At 51.5% G+C, this 3,570-nt stretch carries 1 protein-coding gene; it reads left to right on the top strand.

Annotated features, from left to right (window positions below):
• Positions 1-10: 10 nt before the first annotated feature.
• A partial coding sequence (locus tag RMO35_RS21655; protein ID WP_309744181.1) for a CheR family methyltransferase occupies positions 11-3,570 on the top strand: 3,560 nt, incomplete at its 3' end.

Raw genomic sequence — 3,570 nt, 5'->3', positions numbered from 1 at the left:
GAATACGCAGATGAAGCTATCTAAAGGCACGTTCGGGTTATCGCCGCGCGAGAAGGTTTTTGGTAAATATATGCCTGGAGATGCCTTCCTAGTCTCCCTAGCAGCAGATCGGGGCAATCGGGCGATCGCGGTGGTATTATCGGGCGGTGATGGTGATGGTACCGCAGGTTTGACGGCAATTAAGGTCGCAGGTGGTGTGACATTCGCTCAGTGTGAGGACTCCGCCAGATTCGATAGTATGCCGACTTCGGCAATTGCCACTGGCAATGTGGATTTTGTGTTGCCGCCGGAGCGAATTGCCGCAGAATTGGTCGATATCGCTCGCAATCCGCTCTCCACCGATCTGCGCCCGCCGATTGCCGCCAACGATCGTGAAGTACTCGCATCGCAAACTGCTTTGACGACGATTTTTACCATGCTCAGAGCGAGTACGGGTGTCGATTTCAGTTATTATAAACCCAAGACGCTCGATCGACGGATTCAGCGGCGGATGTTGCTGCGGAAGATCGAACGGCTGGAGGATTATGTGGCGTATCTAGAAGCGCATCCGACTGAAGTCAAGATCCTGTATGAAGAAATCCTGATTCATGTGACTAGTTTTTTCCGCGATCCTCAAGCTTTTGAGCTGCTGACGACCACAGTTTTCCCGACGATTAGCCAAAATAAGTCAGCGGAGGTGCCGATTCGGATTTGGGTGGCGGGTTGTTCGACGGGGGAGGAAGTGTATTCGATCGCGATTTGTCTGTTAGAGTTCTTGTCAGAGCGCAATCTCCAGCCCGCAGTTCAGATTTTTGCCACCGATATTAGCGAACCCGCCATCGACACCGCTAGGATCGGAATTTATGCCGCAGATCGGCTGGTGAATGTGTCGCCAGAACGCCGCCATCGCTTTTTTTACCCGATCGAGGGGGGATATCATATTAGTAAGGCGGTGCGGGAACTGTGCGTGTTTGCCCGTCAAGATCTCAGCAGCGATCCGCCGTTTTCCAATCTCGATCTGATTAGTTGTCGCAATGTGATGATTTATCTCGGCGATGCGTTGCAACAGCGGATTATCCCGATCTTTCATTACAGTCTGAACGCTACTGGCTTTCTGTTGCTGGGCACATCCGAAAGTATGGGGAAATATGCAGATCTGTTTAATGTTGTTGACAAAAAGCACCGCATTTACGCCAAAAATCCAACGACAACTCGGCACCCCTTATTATTTACGCCTAATTATCCGATCGCGAGAATGAGCCGCCAAAATAGCGGCTATGGAAATCGAAATCTCGGCAATCGCCAGCCGCTCCTGGCAACACCAAGCTTCGATTTTGAGGGGAAAATCGATCGCTTGATCGTCGATCGGTACACGCCAATCGGGGTAGTAATCGATGATAAAATGCAGGTATTGCAATTGCGGGGTGAGGTAGATCGCTATCTCAAACTCACGTCGGGAGTTGCCAATCTCGATTTATTTAACCTCGTGCGATCGGGTTTTGCGCTCGAACTGCGAACGGCGATCGCTCAAGCGCAACAACAGAATTTACCCGTTAGTAGAATCGGACTGCGGATCGCAGACAGCGACAGGTCGATTAGCTTCAATCTTCAGGTGATTCCCTTTAAGCTGCCACAAGTCGAAGCCAGCCACTATTTAGTATTATTTGAAGATGACCCGACCGTCAGTGAGGTTGCAGAGTCGAGCCTGCCCCAAGGCGATGTCGAGCGCGATAATATCCGCCTCAGACAAGAACTCACCACCGCTCTAGACGAACACCGCGCGACTCAAGAATATCTCCGGGCGGTGGTGCAAGAGCAGGAATTTAGCAATCAAGATCTCAAAGTTGCTAATGAAGAAATCCTCTCTAGCAATGAAGAACTCCAAAGTACGAATGAAGAACTCGAAACCGCCAAAGAAGAAATTCAAGCAACTAATGAAGAACTCCATACCACCAACGATGAACTCCGCAATCGCAATACCGAATTAGATCTAGTCAATAACGATTTAACTAACTTGCTTTCAAATATTAACATCCCCATTTTGATGTTAACTAACGACCTGCAAATTCGCCGCTTTACACCGACAGCGCAACGGTTATTTAATTTTATCTCGACCGATACCGGACGACCGTTGAGCGATATTACCACCAATCTCAATCTGCCCGATTTAGAGCCGCTAATTTTGGAGGTAATCGAAACTCTCAGCGGCAAAGAAATCGAAGTCCAGACCCTCGCCGGAACTTGGTACACCCTCCGCATCCGCCCCTACCGCACCGTCGAAAATCGGATCGATGGCGTCGTCATCGTTTTGCTCGATATTGATGCCCTCAAGCGCAGTGCTGCCACCATCGTCGCCGCCCGCAACTATGCCGAAGCGATCGTCGAAACCGTCCAGGTACCCCTGCTGACGATCGAATCAGACTTGCGGGTAAATACCGCCAATCGAGCGTTCTGCGACACATTTGGAGTATCCGCACTCGAAACCGCCAACTCAACAATTTCCGAGCTGGGGAATGGACAGTGGGATATTCCCGGCTTGCGATCGATTCTAGAGGAGATGTTTACCACCGATCTGAGCCTCCACAACTTCGAGGTCACGCATGTATTCGAGCGGATCGGTCAGAAAACGATGTTGCTCAATGCGGTGAAGATCATTACGGCTGAGGATACCAACCGGATTTTACTCTCGATCGAAGATATTACCGAGCGCCAGCAGTATGAAGCCGAACGAGCGCACCTGCTCGCACAAGAGCAACTCGCCCGCCAGTCCGCCGAGACTGCCAACTGGGCAAAAGATGATTTTCTCGCCAATCTCTCCCACGAACTGCGAAACCCACTCACCGCCATCATCGGCTGGGCACAAATCATCCGCGCCCACCAGCTAGAGCAGAGCAAGATCGATCGCGGTCTGGAGGTCATCTACCGCAGTGCCTTGGCACAATCGCAACTAGTCAATGACATGCTCGATCTCTCCCGGATTATTAGCGGTAAATTGCAGCTTGCCCCGCAGCAGCTCGATGTCGGAGCGGTCGTGAATACGGCCATTGAGTGCGTCCAGCTTGCTGCTGATGCCAAATCGATCCAAGTTAGCACAGTCCTGACCCCGACGACGATTGTGGGTGATGTAGACAGGTTGGGACAAGTATTTTGGAATCTGCTCACCAATGCGATTAAATTTACACCTACTGGCGGACGAGTCGAGATTACCGAGATCGTTTCCCCTACCGAGCTGCAAATTCACATCAGCGATACCGGACAAGGCATCGAGCCAGAGCTATTACCCCACATCTTTGACAAGTTTCGCCAAGGTGATTCGAGCAGCAGTAAGCAGACCCAGGGCTTGGGCTTGGGTTTGGCGATCGTCCGGCATATCATCGAACTTCATGGTGGTACCGTACGGGCACAGAGCGCCGGACTAGGACAGGGAGCCACGATTATCATCCAACTGCCGCTAGATCCAGCCGCGATCGACGATCTGCCGACGCTCGCGCCAGAACGCCAATTACCACCGCAGCAGGAGACACCCGATCTCACTGGCTTACGGATGCTGGTAGTAGATGATGAGACGGATCTGCTCGACTTGATCCGCTA

The organism is Chamaesiphon sp. OTE_20_metabat_361 (assembly GCF_031364565.1).
Note: the sequence above shows the minus strand (reverse complement) of the source record. Positions and strands in the feature narration are given on the sequence as shown.